The following is a 14,815-nucleotide window of genomic DNA, read 5'->3' as shown; positions in this document are numbered from 1 at the left end:
AGGCTCGCTCCCACATTGGTTTTTGGTGTTGCGAAGACCGCATTCAACCGCGACAAATTGACCCGATAGACAAAAGGCGCGGCTCTTGCCGTGCCTTTTGCGTCGCGCTCTGAGAAAATGCCCGCACTTTTTTTCCGGATGCCGACATGACTGCCCTGAAGAACGACCGTTTCCTTCGCGCCCTGCTCAAGCAACCCGTAGACGTCACGCCTGTCTGGATGATGCGTCAGGCCGGTCGCTACCTGCCGGAATACCGCGCCAGCCGTGCCAAGGCCGGCGACTTCATGAGCCTGTGCATGAACCCGGAGTTCGCGTGCGAAGTCACCATGCAGCCGCTCGACCGCTATCCGCAACTGGACGCGGCGATCCTCTTCTCCGACATCCTGACCATCCCCGATGCCATGGGCCAAGGCCTGTACTTTGAAACCGGTGAAGGTCCGCGCTTCAAGAAAGTCGTCAGCACCCTGGCGGACATCGAAGCCCTGCCGATCCCAGATCCACAGAAAGACCTCGGCTACGTCATGGACGCGGTCAGCACCATCCGCCGCGAACTAAATGGCCGCGTGCCGCTGATCGGTTTTTCCGGCAGCCCATGGACCCTGGCCACCTACATGGTCGAAGGCGGCTCGTCGAAAGACTTCCGCAAGACCAAAGCCATGCTCTACGACAACCCGCAAGCCATGCACCTGCTGCTGGACAAGCTCGCGCAGTCGGTTACCAGCTACCTCAACGGCCAGATCATGGCCGGTGCACAAGCAGTGCAGATCTTCGACACCTGGGGCGGCAACCTGTCGGCGGCGGCGTATCAGGAATTCTCCCTGGCTTACATGCGCAAAATCGTCAGCGGCCTGATCCGCGAACACGAAGGCCGCAAAGTGCCGGTCATCCTGTTCACCAAAAACGGCGGCCTGTGGCTGGAAAGCATCGCCGATGCTGGCGCTGACGCACTAGGCCTGGACTGGACGTGCGATATCGGCGAAGCCCGCCAGCGTGTCGGCAGTAAAGTCGCCCTGCAAGGCAACATGGACCCGACCGTGCTCTACGCCAAACCGGAAGCCATTCGCACCGAAGTCGGCCGGATCCTGGCCAGCTACGGCAAAGGCAGCGGCCATGTGTTCAACCTTGGCCATGGCATCACCCCGGAAGTCGATCCGGAGCATGCGGGTGCGTTCTTGCGTGCGGTGCATGAGTTGTCGGCGCAGTACCACGAGTAAACGTCGCCAATAAAAAACGCCCGGCATTTGCCGGGCGTTTTTGTTTGGCGATATCGAGCCGTACTCGGTCAATGTGGGAGCGAGCCTGCTCGCGAAGAGGCCGGCACATCCAACAAAGATGTTGGCTGACAGACCGCTTTCGCGAGCAGGCTCGCTCCCACAGGATTCCGCGTCAGGCTTTTACGCCGGTCAGCGGCGGCAACTTCGCCAGCTTCAACGCCACCAGCAGCGCCACCACCAGTAACCCGCCAATGAACAATCCGATCCCGCTCCACCCACCCAGGTGCCAGAACACCCCGCCCGCCGTACCGGCAATGCTCGACCCGGCGTAGTAGCTGAACAAGTACAGCGACGACGCCTGGCCCTTGGCCCTGAGGGCGCGGCGGCCGATCCAGCTGCTGGCCACCGAGTGGGCGCCGAAGAAGCCGAAGGTGAAAATCAGCATGCCGATGATCACCAGCGGCAACGGCGTGAGCATGGTCAATGCGAGACCGGCGATCATCAGCACGATGGTGGCCCAGAGCATTTTGCGGCGGCCGAGTTTGTCGGCCAGGGCACCGACTTTCGCCGAGCTGTAGATGCCCGACAGGTACACCACCGAGAGCAGCCCGACGAAGGCCTGATCCATGTGGTACGGCTCGGCCAGCAAGCGATAGCCGATGTAGTTGAACAGGGTGACGAACGCGCCCATCAGCACAAAAGCTTCAAGGAACAACAGCGGCAGGCCGGCGTCGCGAAAGTGCATGGTGAAACCGTCCAGCAGGCTGCGCGGATGCAGCGAGCGAGGGCGGAAGTTGCGCGATTCGGGGAGGATTTTCCAGAACACCGCTGCCGCGATCAGGGCCAGACCGCCGATCACCAGCATCGCCGTGTGCCAGCTGACGAAGTCGATCAATACACCGGTAATCAAGCGTCCGCACATCCCGCCAATCGCGTTGCCGCCGATGTACAGGCCCATGGCGAGGCCGATGTGCTGCGGGTGGATCTCTTCGCTCAAGTAGGTCATGGCGACTGCCGCCAGGCCACTCAACGACAGCCCTACCAGTGCCCGCATCACCAGGACGCCCTGCCAGCTCGGCATCATCGAACTGGCGATGGTGCAGAGCGCGGCGGCGAACAACGCGGCGACCATCACCGGTTTGCGCCCGATGCGATCGGAAATCGGTCCGGTGATCAGCAGGCCGATGGCGAGCATGCCGGTGGCTACCGAGAGGATCAGGCTGCTCTGGGCCGCATTGATGGAAAACTCGTGGGACAACAGCGGCATCATCGGCTGCACGCAGTAGAGCAGGGCGAAGGTGGCGAAACCGCCGGAGAACAGCGCCAGTACCGTGCGCATGAACGCCGGCGTGCCTTTTTCGATGTAGATCTCTTTCAATTCGGCCACGACGTCGTCCAGCGCAGCGGGCGGAACTTCATGGGCGAGTGGGGCGACAGCAGTTTTCACTTTCGGACCTCGGAGGGCGCAGCCGGTCAGGCAATGGAAAAAGCATATAGCTGCCTAATGATTCAATCCAATATATTGTTCGACCTGTTTGAGAGGTTTTACGACCTAATGGAGTTTTCATGGAATTGCGTCACCTGCGCTACTTCATCGCCGTCGCCGAAGAACTGCACTTCGGCCGCGCCGCTCAGGTGCTCGGCATCTCCCAACCGCCGCTGAGCCAGCAGATTCAGGCGTTGGAGCAGGAGGTGGGCGCGCGGTTGTTCGAACGGACCAATCGTCGGGTCGAGCTGAGTGAGGCCGGCCGATTGTTTCTGGAAGAGGCTCGGTTGGTGCTGGCGCAGGTTGATAAAGCGGCGGATGTGGCGCGGCGTGCGCAGTTGGGGGAATTGGGCGAGCTGAAGATTGGCTTCACTTCGTCGGCACCGTTCAACTCCACCATTCCACAGGCGATTTTTTCGTTTCGTCAGCGATTCCCGGCAGTGCACTTGAACCTGCGGGAAATGAGCAGCACCCAGGTGGCCGATGCGCTGGTGGATGAGTCGATTGAAGTCGGGATCATGCGGCCGTTGGGATTACCCGACTCGCTCAGTGTGGTCGAACTGATGCGTGAACCGCTGGTGGCGGTGCTCAGCTCCAAGCATCCGTTGGTCAAGGACAGTGAAGAGGGTTTGTTCCTGTCGGCATTGGCGCTCGAACCGTTTGTGTTTTTCCCGCGCAGTTATGGCAGTGGTCTGTATGCACAATTGCTCAGCCTGGCCCGGGATGCCGGTTTCAGTCCGCACTTTGCGCAGGAGGCGGGCGAAGCGATGACGATTATCGGGTTGGTGGCAGCGGGGCTGGGAGTGTCGGTGCTGCCGGCGTCTTATCAGCGGATGCGCATTGATGGGGTGGTCTATCGGCCTCTGCTCGATCCTGAGGCGATTTCGGCCGTGTGGCTGGTGCAGCGCAAGGATCAGAAGTCGCCGATGGCCAAGGCGTTTGTGGAGTTGCTGACGCGTAAGGTTGAGCCTTTGGAGCCGTGACTGCTGCGCAGTCAATCGCGAGCAGGCTCGCTCCCACAGTGGACGAGTGGTGGAACAAAAATCGTGTTCACGCGGCAGATCCCTGTGGGAGCGAGCCTGCTCGCGAAAGCGTCCGCAAGCTCACCAAAAAAGGAGCAGCTACCGACGCCATAGCGAGCGGACGCTTCGCTGAATGGCGTAGGACATTTCCGAACTGCCTTGAGCAGGCTACAGCGCCTTGCGGCATTGCCTACAACTATTCCAGAATCCGCCGGCTTGTGCGCTTTGGGGGCCATCGGTACTTTGGTTCGCATCACTGATTTCCAGTGATCGGGTTTAGTAGCCCGTGGTTTTGCGAAGCGTATTTGCGTTCCATACAGTCAGGTACTTCGATACCTGCGCTTGATGGCAGCAGTGCGCAGGGCGCCTTCGGGCGCGCCGGCTTCGCGCTTCCCCGGTCTACTAACCTGCGCACAGCTGCCACCCTTTTGATTAGTAGCAACTCGGTGGCTCCTCTTACAAGGAAGCCGAAATATGACTAATACAACAAACCCACCGGACACCGATCCGTACGCTTACGCTCCACGCCAACCAAGCAAAATCTTCCTCATCAACCCCGATATCGACAACCACACCCTGCTGGAATACGCCTGTGAATCCCTGGCATCAGCCAACGTCATGGCGAGCGATTTCGCGAGGTATCTGGAAGGATCGCAAAGCAACACCCTGCTGGGGATTCAGCAGTCGATCATGTTGGGAGAATTGGCGGTGAATCGCGTGCTGGACAACCTCGATCCACCCTCCTAACCGCAGCGCACGTTAGAAAAGATCGCAGCCTTCGGCAGCTCCTACAGAAGACGGTGTACACCTGTAGGAGCTGCCGAAGGCTGCGATCTTTTGATCATGATATGTCTTACGACCAACGCCTAAAGATCAGCGACGTATTAACCCCACCAAACGCAAAGTTGTTATTCATCACGTACTGATTGCTCATCTGCCGGAACTCACCGCGCAGGTAATCCAGCTTGCCGCAGTGCGGATCGACCTCGTCGAGGTTCAAGGTGTGTACATACAGGTCGCGGTTCATCATTTCGATGCTGAACCAGGACTCCAGCGCACCGCAGGCTCCCAGGGTGTGGCCAAGGAAACTCTTCTGCGAGCTGATCGGCATGTGCTCGCCGAACAACGCGCTCGTTGCCAGTGTTTCGGCAATGTCGCCTTGTTCAGTCGCGGTGCCGTGACCATTCACATAGCCAATGTCCGATGGTTGCAACCCGGCGTCTTCCAGAGCCAGCTCCATGGCCCGGCGCATGGTGGCCTGTTCTGGACGGGTGGCGTGCTGGCCGTCGGCATTGCTGCCGAAACCGACCAGTTCGGCATGGATGTGCGCACCACGAGCCAAGGCGTGTTCGAGTTCTTCGAGCACCAGGATGCCGCCGCCTTCACCGATTACCAGACCATCGCGGCCGCTGTCGTAGGGGCGTGGGGAAGTCTGCGGCGCGTCGTTTTTCAGGCTGGTGGCGTAGAGCGCGTCGAACACCATGGCTTCGGTCGGGCACAGCTCTTCGGCGCCGCCGGCGAGCATCAATGGCAGGCGACCGAACTTGATCGACTCATAGGCATAGCCGATGCCCTGGCTGCCGCTGGTGCAGGCGCTGGACGTCGGGATCAGCCGGCCGGTGAGGCCGAAGAAGATGCTGATGTTCGCCGCCGTGGTGTGCGGCATCATGCGCACGTAGGAGTTGGCGTTGAGGCCTTCGGCCACCGAGTTGAGCAGCATGTTGCCGAACGCCTTGATCTCGTCGGTGCTGCCGGTGGACGAGCCACAGGAGACGCCCATGCGCCCGTCCTTGATCGATTCGTCACCCAGCAGCCCGGCATCGGCCAATGCCTGTTCTGCCGCGCCGACGGCCAGGCGCGATACACGGCCCATGCTGCGCAGTTGCTTGCGGGTCCAGTGGCCCGGCACCTTGAAGTCATCGATGGGGCCGGCCAGGCGCGTGTTGAGTTCGGTGAAGCGATCCCACTCGTCCATCCGCCGGATGCCGCTGCGGTTGGCCGCGAAGTTGGCGGCGATGGTGTCCCAATCGCTGCCCAGTGAGGTGATGCCGGCCATGCCGGTGACGACGACGCGCTTCATCAACACAGGCCTCCGTTGACGGCCAGAACCTGCCGGGTGATGTACGACGCTTCCGCCGACATCAGGAAATTCACCGCGCCGGCCACCTCTTCCGGGGTGCCCATGCGTTGTGCGGGGATCATTTTTATCAGTTCTTCCACCGGCACGTTTTCATCGAGCATCGCGGTGTCGATCAGGCCGGGTGCGACACAGTTGACGGTGATTTTGCGCTTGCCCAGTTCGATCGCCAACGCCTTCGCCGCACCGATCAAGCCGGCCTTGGAAGCGCTGTAGTTGACCTGCCCGCGATTGCCGATCAACCCCGACACCGAGGTGATGCAGACAATCCGCCCGGCGGCGCGACGACGGATCATCGGCATCATCACCGGGTGCAGCACGTTATAGAAACCATCGAGGTTGGTGCGCATCACCACATCCCAATCATCCTCGCTCAGGGCCGGAAAAGCACCGTCGCGTGTCAGGCCGGCATTCAGCACCACGCCGTAATAGGCGCCGTGGGTTTCCACGTCGGCTTCGAGAACCGTTTTGCAGTGGGCGCGGTCGGACACGTCGAATTGCAGGACGCGTGCGTTGCGCCCCAGGGCCTCGACTTCGGCCTTCACCGCGATGGCGTCTGCCACGCCGCTGCGGCAATGCAGCACGATGTCATGCCCGGCCTGGGCCAGACGCAACGCGATAGCGCGGCCGATGCCACGGCTGGAACCGGTGACCAGTACGGGTTCAGTCATGACTGGACTCCTGGGGTTTCATGAAGATATTGAGCCGCCTGAGGCGGACGGAACACGTTCAGGCGAGCGGTGGCGTGAATGCCGGAGGCATTGATGTGACATTCGAACACGCCCATGCCGTTGTCGTCTTCCAGCGAGCGAATCCCGTGGATGGTCAGCTCGGTGCCAGCGGGGAAATGTTCGACGTTGCATTCGAATTTACGGGTGCCGAGCAGGAAACCCAGCGCCACTGCATCGCCCCGCTGGCGCGCATGGCAACCGGCGTAGGCGGCCACACTCTGGGCCATCAGTTCGATGCCGACCCAGGCCGGCAGGCTGCCGTCGGGACGATTGAACAGGCCGCCGGGCTTGACGGTAAGACGGGTGTGAATCTGCTCGTCATCGAACGCCAGGATCTGATCGATGAGGATCATGTCGCCGGCGTGAGGCAGCAGTTCGGCGAGCGGCCAGTCAATCATGGGGCGTCTCCGATAATCAGGCTGACGTTATTGCCACCGAAGGCAAAGGAATTGCTCATCAGGTAGCGAGGTGCAATGGACGCCAGGCGATCGGCCGGGGTCACCCAATTCAGGGCCGGCAGCTCCGGATCGGACTGGCCGTCCCAGATGTGCGGCGGCAGAGCGTGTTGGTGATTGCCGGCACTCAGGCTCAACCAGCAGAACGCAGCTTCCAGGGCGCCGGCAGCGCCGAGGGTGTGGCCGGTCATCGGTTTGGTCGAGGAGCAGGGTACACCGGCCGGGAACAGCGCCGTCACCGCCAGGCTTTCCATGGCGTCGTTGTGTTGGGTGGCCGTGCCGTGCAGGTTCAGGTAATCGATTTGCTCAGGTTGCAGGCCCGCGCGACTCAAGGCTTTGCGCATCGCTTGCAAGGCCCCTCGGCCGGTCGGCTCCGGTGCGGAAATGTGGTGCGCATCGGAACTGGCGCCGCTGCCCAGCAGGGCAATCGGCTGGCTGTCGCGGGTACTTTTGCTCATCAAGAACAGCACGGCCGCTTCGCCGATGTTGATGCCGTTACGGTTCACCGAGAACGGATTGCAGCGTTGCTCGGATACCGCTTCCAGCGCCGAGAACCCATTGAGGGTCAGTTTGCACAGGCTGTCGACCCCGCCGCACAACACCGCGTCGCACAGGCTCAGATCCAACAGGCGCTGGGCGCTCATCAGTGCGCGGGCGCTGGAGGTGCAGGCCGTGGAAATCACATAGGCCGGGCCGCTCAATTGCAGCCAGTCGGCGAGGAAATTCGCCGGCGCGCCGAGTTCCTGTTGTTGATAGTCGTAATCGGCCGGGAACTGCTGCTCACGGATGTAATGGGCCAGGCCCTTACTGGCTTCGTCGATGCCAGAAGTGCTGGTGCCCAGGATCACGCCGATACGGTCGCGGCCGTAGGTCTGGATCGCTTGGTCGATGTCGTTGCGGATTTGCAGCGCGGCTTCCAGCAGCAATTGATTGTTTCGGCTGCTTTGCTTCGCCAGTTCCGCTGGAATCGGCGTCAGTTCGCCGCGAACCGCCGCCACCGGCAAGGACCGCTCCGGCACCCAGCCGGTCTCGCTGCGCATGCCGGAGCAATCGCCGGCAAACAGATTGCGCGCGACTTCGTGTTTGTCGCGGCCCAGGGCGCAAATCACCCCGAGGGCGTTGAGGTAGGCGGTCATGGCGTCTCACCGGTGAGGGGCGAGACTTGATACGTCGGACCTTTGGGCAGGTTCAATTCAAAGCTCATGGGTTGTGAGTAACGGACTTCCCAGCGCGATGGCAGGGATCGTTGCGCGCCATGTTGCCAGGCGGTCGGGTAGTTGCCCGACAGTTCATCTTTGGGCGTCAGCGCAAACAGCAACGCGGCAAACAGCTCCCGGGCCTCCGGGTTGGGCGGCAGAAGACCATCGGCCCGCCACTCGCCATCGATCAGTTTTTGACGGGCCTGGGGAATGCCCAGCAAGTCCATCATCGACCAGCGAATGCCAGGGCCTTCGCGCTGGATCACCAGCACCCAGTCCTGGCGCTGGTCAGCCGTCAGGCGCTGGATGTGCAACTGCAGCGGCAACGACAGGCTCGGGGTTTGCTCGGGCAGCGGTGCCCGGCTGGCACAGGCGCTCAGCAACAGGACAGCGCCGAGTAGCAGAAATCGCAGACTGTTGGCTATCCCTGTGGGAGAGAGCCTGCTCGCGATGACGGCAATGCATTCGACATTTATGTTTACTGACACACCGCTATCGCGAGCAGGCTCGCTCCCACAGGTTGCGCACTTTGAGCGACTGACAATGAACATCACACAGCACCTTCAAGCGGCTTGCGCGCAACCACATTGACCAGGGTTTCTTCCCGTTGGCCAACGGGTTTTGGCTGGCGCAGACCCCAGCGTTCAAGCAGGCCGAAATCCTTGGCGCGACTCCACCACAAGTACGGATAAGACACGTTTTGCGGACCGAATTCGAAACCCTGTCGACGAATCATGTCCAGATACTCGGCGGCGCTCTTCTGCACGTGCATCGGATGGCGGAACAGCCAGCGAATCACCCAGGTATCAATGTAAGCCTCGGTGGATTCGGCGAACAGCAGATAACCGCCCGGCTTGAGCACGCGATAGAACTCGGCAAGCGCTTTGTCCTGCTCCACCAGATGATGAAAGGTCTGGTGGCAGAACAGCAGGTCGACGCTGGCGTCCGGCACGTTGATGCTCGCGCAGTCGCTGCCGATCAGTTCCACGTCCATGCCCTGACGGGCCGCTTCTTCGCTGCTCAGGTCGAGGCTGTGCGGGTCGGCGTCTACGCCGATCAGGCGCTGGGGCGCAAAGGTCTGGCGCAGGTACTGAAACGACTTGCCTTGACCGCAACCGGCATCCAGCAGCACCGAGTGCTCTGGCAGCGTTTCGCTGAACAGGCCGCGCAAATCGTTGATGGCGACGCGCAACACGTGGTGCTGCCAGGTATGGCTGCGCAGGAACCAGAAACCAAACCGGGTTTCTTCGACGTAGTTCTCGCTCAGGTAGCTCAAGGCGCATCACTCGCGCAGATTTCCGAGAGCGTGCGCAGCCGGCGTTTGGCTTCGCTGACGAACGGGTTGCGTTCGTCCCAGGCATAACCGGCCAGGATCGAGCAGATCATGCGGCGAATATCCGGGGAGCCGCCCTCATGATAAATCACGTCCTGGAAAGTCCCGGCGTACCAGCCTTCGACGTAGCAACGGAAGGTGTCGACCCCGCGTTTGAGCGGCTCGGCGAACTCTGTCTGCCAATCGACGCTTTCGCCTTGCAGCTGCCGGTGCAGAACACTGGCGGCCATGCTGGCCGAGCGCATGGCGATGGTCACGCCGGAGGAGAACACCGGGTCGAGGAATTCCGCCGCGTTGCCCAGCAGCGCAAAGCCCGGCCCGTGAAGGGTTTTGACGTTGGCCGAGTAGCCGCCGATGGTGCGCGCCGGCGTATCCCACACCGCGTTATTCAGCACGCCGGCCAGGCTTGGGGTTTCAGCGATAAACCCACGCAGGCACTCGTCCAGATTCTCCATGCGGCCTTCGTAGTGTTCGGCTGCCGCGACCACGCCCACCGAGCAACGGCCGTTGCTGAACGGGATGGTCCAGAACCAGACATCGCGCTGGGTCGGGTGGGTGGTGATGAGGATCTTTTCCCGTTCGAATGTCGGGCTGTCGATATGGTCTTCGATGTGAGTGAACACCGCTTGGCGCACCGGAAAATTCGACGGTGCTTCAAGGTCGAGCAAGCGCGGCAGGACACGACCGTAACCGCTTGCATCAAGCACGAAGCCGGCTTCGACGCGGTACTGGCTGCCGTCTTCGCGAAGCACATCGAGCTGCGGTTTCGGCAGGCTGAAATCGACGCTGACGATCGCTTCGCCGTAGCGGATTTCGACGCCCTGCAGTGCGGCCTGATCGGCCAGCAGCTTGTCGAAGTCGGCGCGCTGGACCTGGAAGGTGGTCGGCTTGCCGTGGCTGAACGTGTCGCCGAAATCGAAAGCGCTATAGCGCTCGCCCCAGGCAAACGCTGCACCGTTTTTCAGCTGGAAACCGGCGGCGTTGACGGCATCGAGCATGCCCGCTTCTTCGACGAAATCCAGGCAGTGCGACAACAGACTTTCGCCGATGGAGAACCGTGGGAAATACTGGCGCTCGATCACCAGTACATCGTGACCCTTGCGCTTGAGCAGCGCGGCGGCGATGGCGCCCGAAGGACCGGCACCGATGATCACTACCTGACGACGTTCCATTTCAACGGTTGGCATGGGGGCTCCTTGCCGGGACGGCAGCTTTCAAGGGGATTCGGTGCATGCCGACCAATGCCGGCAGCAGTGTCGCGATCAGGCCCATCAGCATTAGCGCAAAGTACAACGGCGGGCTGATGAGCTGTTGTTGCAGCAGCAGGTTGAGAAAGACGATCTCACTCAAGCCGCGAATATTCAGCAGAACACTTTCGCGCCATCGACTGGCGCCGGCAAACGAGGCGCCGGCCCAGCCGAGACCCAGCCAGTTGCCCAGCAGTTTACTGGCAATCGGGAACAGCAGCAGGGCGCTCAGTTGCGCCCAGCTCAGGCTGTCCATGGCGCTGTGGACGTTGATCTGCACGATGCCGAACGTGAGGATCAGCGGGATCGCAATGTACGTCTGCATGCGATTCATCCAGGCCGCCGGCAACGGCAGCACCAACGGCACTTTGAGCACGGCCATGCAGAGCAGGTAACCAATGCCGAAAATCAGCGCATTGAGCTTGTAGTGTTCGGCCACCACCAGCAGGGCGAAGAAACATCCGCTGTAGACCCGTGGTCGGCGCAAACCGGATACCCGCAGCAGCAATGGCACGCAGGCGCCGGCCAGCGGCAACAGCAGGCTGCTCAGGTGCAGGCTGCCCTGGGCGATGGCGAAAAGGGTCCAGCAGGTGAGGTCGATGAGGATCGCGGTCTGCACCAGTCTCCGGGTGGCGGCGGGCGGGTAACCGATATGCCGCAGGTACAGATACAACACCGGAATCGCGGTAATGGCGAACAACAGGCCCACCGCCAGAGAACTGATCCACGGCTGCGGCGGCAGTAGCCAGACCGCTGTCGCGAGCCCGCAGGCAAACGGAATGCAGAAACTCGGCAGGGCTATTTTCAGGCTCTGGCGATCCAGTTGCAGGTCGATCACATCGCTGAGGATGTAGCCCAACAACAGCGCGAAACTCAGGCTGTAGAGGTTTTTCAGCCAGATCGGTGCGACCAGCGCAGCGCCGCTCAATTGCCACTGGGGTTCGATCCAGAAGTACATCAGCAGTGGCAAACCGATGGTTGCCAGCAACAACTGGCTGACGATCGGGATCAAGCTGAAGTGGCGACCGACGCGAGTGGCCACGGCAAACAGCGCCAGGGCCATTGCCCAGAACAGAGCGACCATCATGCTGCGGGCTCCGCGACCGTGGCCGGGTGGACTTGTCGTCCGGCCCACGGCGCCAGCAGGAAGCTGAAGGCCAGGCCCAGGCTCACCGACAGACCGAAATTGCTCACCGCCGGCGTGCTGGACACCGCCAGCAGACCGAACGACAGCCAGGTGGTCAGCGCCGCCAGCAAGGTGCCCAGCAGGCTCACGGCGGCGCCGCCGACCTGCTCGCGCATGAGGATCGCGTAGTCGACGCTGATGGCCGTCACCAGCAGCAGGCCGAACAGGCTGAACAGCGTCAGCGGCTGCCCCAGCCACCCGAGGCTGGCCAGGCTGCACAGCGCGGCCAGCAGCGGCAGGGCGACAATCCGCAGCGCGCCGCCGAGGCCGAACGGCAGAATCAACACCAGCACGATCAGCACACAAGAGGCGAGTTTCAGTTCAGCGGCACTGATCTGGGTGTCGGCGAAGACTGTGTTCAACTCACCCAGACGGTCCACCAGTTCCACACCCTGCAAATCCGCCGCCTGCACCCGTAGCAGGGACGGGGTGTTCATACCTTGCAGGCTGACCATCGCCGCCACGCCGTCATCGGTCGGGCCCAGCCACAGCGTGCGATAGGGTTCCGCCAAGGGACCGACCAATGCAGCGTCGATGTCTTCGGCAGGCAGTGCCTGCAACGTTGCCAGTTCGGCTTGCAGTGCTTTGATCGGCACGCCGAGGTCAAGCAATGGTTGCCAGAACTGCGGCAGCTTGTTCAACGCCTCGCGCACCTGCCGTTGCTCGCTCGGTTGGCTGACCAGTTGATTCAGTGACAGATAGCCCTGGAGTTTTCCCAGATTGACCAACTGATCCAGCCGCTCGCTCAACGCCGCTTGGCGTTCGAGCAGCTCTTGCTGATTGGCTCCGCGCACCAGGAAGAACTGGCTGGTGGGTTGATAGCCGGTGATGCGCGCAATGGTCTGGGCCTCGTCGGTCAATTGCTGTGGTGCACCGACCCACTGGCGTATATCGTTTTTGCTGTCGAGTTGCAACAGCCCCCCCACGCAGAAGGCGATCAGCAGTGCCAGCAACACCGGCGTGCGCGCGATTTTGAGCAGCGCCTCACGACGATCCAGCAAAAATTCGGACACCCGAAGCGGCCACTGCGCTGGGCGCAGGTTCGCCCCCTTGAGCAGCGCCGGCAGCAGGCACACCGCCGACAGGTATGCGCCGAGCAGACCGGCGGCGGAGAACACGGCAATCTGGGTCAGCGCCGGGAACGGTGTCCAGGCCAGGGCCAGGTAGCCGATGCAACTGGTGATCAGGCTCAGCGTCAGGCCGGGCAAGGTCAGGCGCAGGGCGGGCCAACTGTGCCAAGGCTTCAGGCTCCAGCTCTTGGACAGGTAGTGCAGCGGGTAATCGACCGCCACGCCGATCAGGCTGGAGCCGAGCACCAGGGTCATCACGTGCATATGGCCGAACATCGCCACGCAGGCGACCGCGCCGAAGAGCATGCCCACCAACACCGGGACGAACGCCAGCAATACCCGCCAACGCCGAAAGGCCAGCAGCAACAGCAACAGAATCCCGACGGTGGCACCGCCACCGACCCAGGTCATTTCCCGGGTGGCCTGTTGTTGACCGGCGGCTGCGTAGAGCAAACCGCTGGCGGCAAGCAGTTGCACGTCGGTCTTGCCGGCCTCTTCGCGGCTGTGCTTGAGCAGATCGGCCACTTGCAGCGGCAGGTTCATGTCGAAGGCATTGCCGGTGGTGCGCGCCCGCAGCAACACCCAGCTCTTGCCGTCGGCATCGGCGACCAGCGCACCGCTGCCGATGTCCAGTTGCACCGAGCCGTGTTGTGGCTGGCTGTTCTGGATGCGTCCGGTCAGGCCCAGCCAGTCATCCTGGCTCGGCACCAGGCTGAAGCCGGTGAAGGGGTCGAACAGGGCTTGCACCCGTTGCTGGATAAACGTGTCGGGATGCTCGATCAGCTGCTGCCGATCCGCCGCCGAGAGCATCGCCAATCGGCCTTGCAGCAATTGTTTGCGTAGCGCCGGCAAGTCGGCTTGCAGGTTCCACTGGACCTTTTCAAACAGGCCGCTGGCTTGCCATTGCTCGCCCAGCTTCTGGGCCATGGCGATGGCTTGCGGGCGATCCTTGTGGCCGACCAGCACCAGCATTTCGCGGTTCAGCGGCTCTTGCATGCGTTGTTCGGCGCGAAGTTCCAGCGCGTCCGGCGCCGTGCCCGGCACCAGTTCCATCAGGTTGGCCGACAGCGGTGCACCGTCGCGCCATTGCCAACCGGCGAGCGCGAGCACCGCCAGCAGCAGGATCAGAAACAGCCGTGGGAGCATCCGTTCACTCGGCAAAGTCATGTTGCTCCGCATCGCTCAAGGGTTGGGCGCCAGTGCTGTCCTGCATGCGCAACAGGGTACTGTCGCCCTGGGTTTCGAGCAGTTCGATGCTGTGCACCAGTTCACCGCCAGTGATGTTGATCTGGTTGAACACCTGTTTGAGCAACATCGAGCGCGGGGTCAGGATCAGCTTCCAGTTCTGTGCGTCGCCGCTCAGGGATAGCTCGAAATCCCGTTGCAGCCCGCTGCTGTCACCTTGCAGCACCGCGAGGAACAAGCGGTTCTGCTCGGCACCGGCGCTCTTGCTCGGCAACATTTGCCAACCGCTGGCGTCACGCCGGGCAATGCCTTTGGTGGTGATGCGGTAATCCTGTTGCAGCGGGGTTTTCAGCAGCCAGAGCAGGCCGTGATTTTTCGCGAGGACGAAAGTGCCCTTGCTGGTCAGCGGCTGGGGCAGGGCGCGCAGGTGCTTTTCCTGAATGAAGTTACCGTGGATGACGTCGGGTTTGGCCAGTTGATCGCTGAGCTGTTGCAAGTCGAAAGCCTGCGCCAACGAAGAAAAACCCAGCACCATCACGAACAGGTAGCA

At 61.9% G+C, this 14,815-nt stretch carries 14 protein-coding genes; 3 read left to right on the top strand and 11 right to left on the bottom strand.

The window, feature by feature from the left end; genetic code table 11:
• The first annotated feature begins 146 nt into the window (after positions 1-146).
• On the top strand, positions 147-1,214 hold the full coding sequence (gene hemE / locus ACYZUD_RS21730) for a uroporphyrinogen decarboxylase (protein WP_462020086.1): 1,068 nt from the start codon (positions 147-149) through the stop codon (positions 1,212-1,214).
• 172 nt (positions 1,215-1,386) lie between these two features.
• Here the strand turns inward: hemE and ACYZUD_RS21725 are convergent, their stop codons facing one another.
• On the bottom strand, positions 1,387-2,661 hold the full coding sequence (locus ACYZUD_RS21725) for an MFS transporter (RefSeq protein ID WP_462020085.1): 1,275 nt from the start codon (positions 2,659-2,661) through the stop codon (positions 1,387-1,389).
• A gap of 119 nt (positions 2,662-2,780) precedes the next feature.
• Between ACYZUD_RS21725 and ACYZUD_RS21720 the strand changes: the two genes are divergently transcribed.
• Entirely contained in the window at positions 2,781-3,683 is a 903-nt protein-coding gene (locus tag ACYZUD_RS21720) for a LysR family transcriptional regulator (protein WP_462020084.1), read from the top strand.
• Positions 3,684-4,196: 513 nt separating this feature from the next.
• Positions 4,197-4,469, top strand: coding sequence for a DUF6124 family protein (locus ACYZUD_RS21715; RefSeq protein WP_462020083.1), 273 nt, complete (start codon positions 4,197-4,199; stop codon positions 4,467-4,469).
• 106 nt (positions 4,470-4,575) lie between these two features.
• Here ACYZUD_RS21715 and ACYZUD_RS21710 read toward each other — a convergent pair whose 3' ends face one another.
• From ACYZUD_RS21710 to ACYZUD_RS21665, 10 genes are read right to left on the bottom strand one after another with little or no spacing between them, the layout of a single operon-like run.
• The gene (locus ACYZUD_RS21710) at positions 4,576-5,802 is read right to left on the bottom strand and encodes a beta-ketoacyl-ACP synthase (protein WP_462020082.1); all 1,227 of its coding nucleotides are present in this window, start codon (positions 5,800-5,802) and stop codon (positions 4,576-4,578) included.
• On the bottom strand, positions 5,802-6,530 hold the full coding sequence (gene fabG / locus ACYZUD_RS21705; RefSeq protein ID WP_462020081.1) for a 3-oxoacyl-ACP reductase FabG: 729 nt from the start codon (positions 6,528-6,530) through the stop codon (positions 5,802-5,804). The genes ACYZUD_RS21710 and fabG overlap by 1 nt, the downstream gene beginning before the upstream one ends.
• Positions 6,527-6,988, bottom strand: a complete 462-nt coding sequence (locus ACYZUD_RS21700) for an ApeP family dehydratase (protein WP_462020080.1) — start codon at positions 6,986-6,988, stop codon at positions 6,527-6,529. Before ACYZUD_RS21700 ends, fabG begins: the two co-directional genes overlap by 4 nt.
• Positions 6,985-8,181, bottom strand: a complete 1,197-nt coding sequence (locus tag ACYZUD_RS21695; RefSeq protein WP_462020079.1) for a beta-ketoacyl-[acyl-carrier-protein] synthase family protein — start codon at positions 8,179-8,181, stop codon at positions 6,985-6,987. Before ACYZUD_RS21695 ends, ACYZUD_RS21700 begins: the two co-directional genes overlap by 4 nt.
• Positions 8,178-8,795: a hypothetical protein gene (locus tag ACYZUD_RS21690; RefSeq protein ID WP_462020078.1), complete on the bottom strand. Its 618-nt coding sequence runs from the start codon at positions 8,793-8,795 to the stop codon at positions 8,178-8,180. The genes ACYZUD_RS21695 and ACYZUD_RS21690 overlap by 4 nt, the downstream gene beginning before the upstream one ends.
• A complete protein-coding gene (locus ACYZUD_RS21685; protein WP_462020077.1) occupies positions 8,795-9,520 on the bottom strand; it encodes a class I SAM-dependent methyltransferase in 726 nt (241 codons plus the stop codon). Before ACYZUD_RS21685 ends, ACYZUD_RS21690 begins: the two co-directional genes overlap by 1 nt.
• Positions 9,517-10,764, bottom strand: a complete 1,248-nt coding sequence (locus ACYZUD_RS21680; RefSeq protein ID WP_462020076.1) for an NAD(P)/FAD-dependent oxidoreductase — start codon at positions 10,762-10,764, stop codon at positions 9,517-9,519. Before ACYZUD_RS21680 ends, ACYZUD_RS21685 begins: the two co-directional genes overlap by 4 nt.
• Positions 10,751-11,911, bottom strand: coding sequence for a cation:proton antiporter (locus ACYZUD_RS21675; protein WP_462020075.1), 1,161 nt, complete (start codon positions 11,909-11,911; stop codon positions 10,751-10,753). The genes ACYZUD_RS21680 and ACYZUD_RS21675 overlap by 14 nt, the downstream gene beginning before the upstream one ends.
• The gene (locus ACYZUD_RS21670; protein ID WP_462020074.1) at positions 11,908-14,247 is read right to left on the bottom strand and encodes an MMPL family transporter; all 2,340 of its coding nucleotides are present in this window, start codon (positions 14,245-14,247) and stop codon (positions 11,908-11,910) included. Before ACYZUD_RS21670 ends, ACYZUD_RS21675 begins: the two co-directional genes overlap by 4 nt.
• Positions 14,231-14,800, bottom strand: a complete 570-nt coding sequence (locus ACYZUD_RS21665) for an outer membrane lipoprotein carrier protein LolA (RefSeq protein ID WP_462025086.1) — start codon at positions 14,798-14,800, stop codon at positions 14,231-14,233. The genes ACYZUD_RS21670 and ACYZUD_RS21665 overlap by 17 nt, the downstream gene beginning before the upstream one ends.
• Positions 14,801-14,815 lie beyond the last annotated feature (15 nt).

It is taken from the genome of Pseudomonas sp. XS1P51 (assembly GCF_054897845.1).
Note: the sequence above shows the minus strand (reverse complement) of the source record. Positions and strands in the feature narration are given on the sequence as shown.

What these genes read in the sequence shown, in the direction of transcription:
- ACYZUD_RS21695 (WP_462020079.1), bottom strand. Translation starts at nt 8,181, where the DNA reads ATGACCGCCTACCTCAACGCCCTCGGGGTGATTTGCGCCCTGGGCCGC.
- ACYZUD_RS21675 (WP_462020075.1), bottom strand. Translation starts at nt 11,911, where the DNA reads ATGATGGTCGCTCTGTTCTGGGCAATGGCCCTGGCGCTGTTTGCCGTG.
- hemE (WP_462020086.1), top strand. Translation starts at nt 147, where the DNA reads ATGACTGCCCTGAAGAACGACCGTTTCCTTCGCGCCCTGCTCAAGCAA.
- ACYZUD_RS21680 (WP_462020076.1), bottom strand. Translation starts at nt 10,764, where the DNA reads ATGCCAACCGTTGAAATGGAACGTCGTCAGGTAGTGATCATCGGTGCC.
- ACYZUD_RS21690 (WP_462020078.1), bottom strand. Translation starts at nt 8,795, where the DNA reads ATGTTCATTGTCAGTCGCTCAAAGTGCGCAACCTGTGGGAGCGAGCCT.
- ACYZUD_RS21720 (WP_462020084.1), top strand. Translation starts at nt 2,781, where the DNA reads ATGGAATTGCGTCACCTGCGCTACTTCATCGCCGTCGCCGAAGAACTG.
- ACYZUD_RS21710 (WP_462020082.1), bottom strand. Translation starts at nt 5,802, where the DNA reads ATGAAGCGCGTCGTCGTCACCGGCATGGCCGGCATCACCTCACTGGGC.
- fabG (WP_462020081.1), bottom strand. Translation starts at nt 6,530, where the DNA reads ATGACTGAACCCGTACTGGTCACCGGTTCCAGCCGTGGCATCGGCCGC.
- ACYZUD_RS21670 (WP_462020074.1), bottom strand. Translation starts at nt 14,247, where the DNA reads ATGACTTTGCCGAGTGAACGGATGCTCCCACGGCTGTTTCTGATCCTG.
- ACYZUD_RS21715 (WP_462020083.1), top strand. Translation starts at nt 4,197, where the DNA reads ATGACTAATACAACAAACCCACCGGACACCGATCCGTACGCTTACGCT.
- ACYZUD_RS21700 (WP_462020080.1), bottom strand. Translation starts at nt 6,988, where the DNA reads ATGATTGACTGGCCGCTCGCCGAACTGCTGCCTCACGCCGGCGACATG.
- ACYZUD_RS21665 (WP_462025086.1), bottom strand. Translation starts at nt 14,800, where the DNA reads ATGGTGCTGGGTTTTTCTTCGTTGGCGCAGGCTTTCGACTTGCAACAG.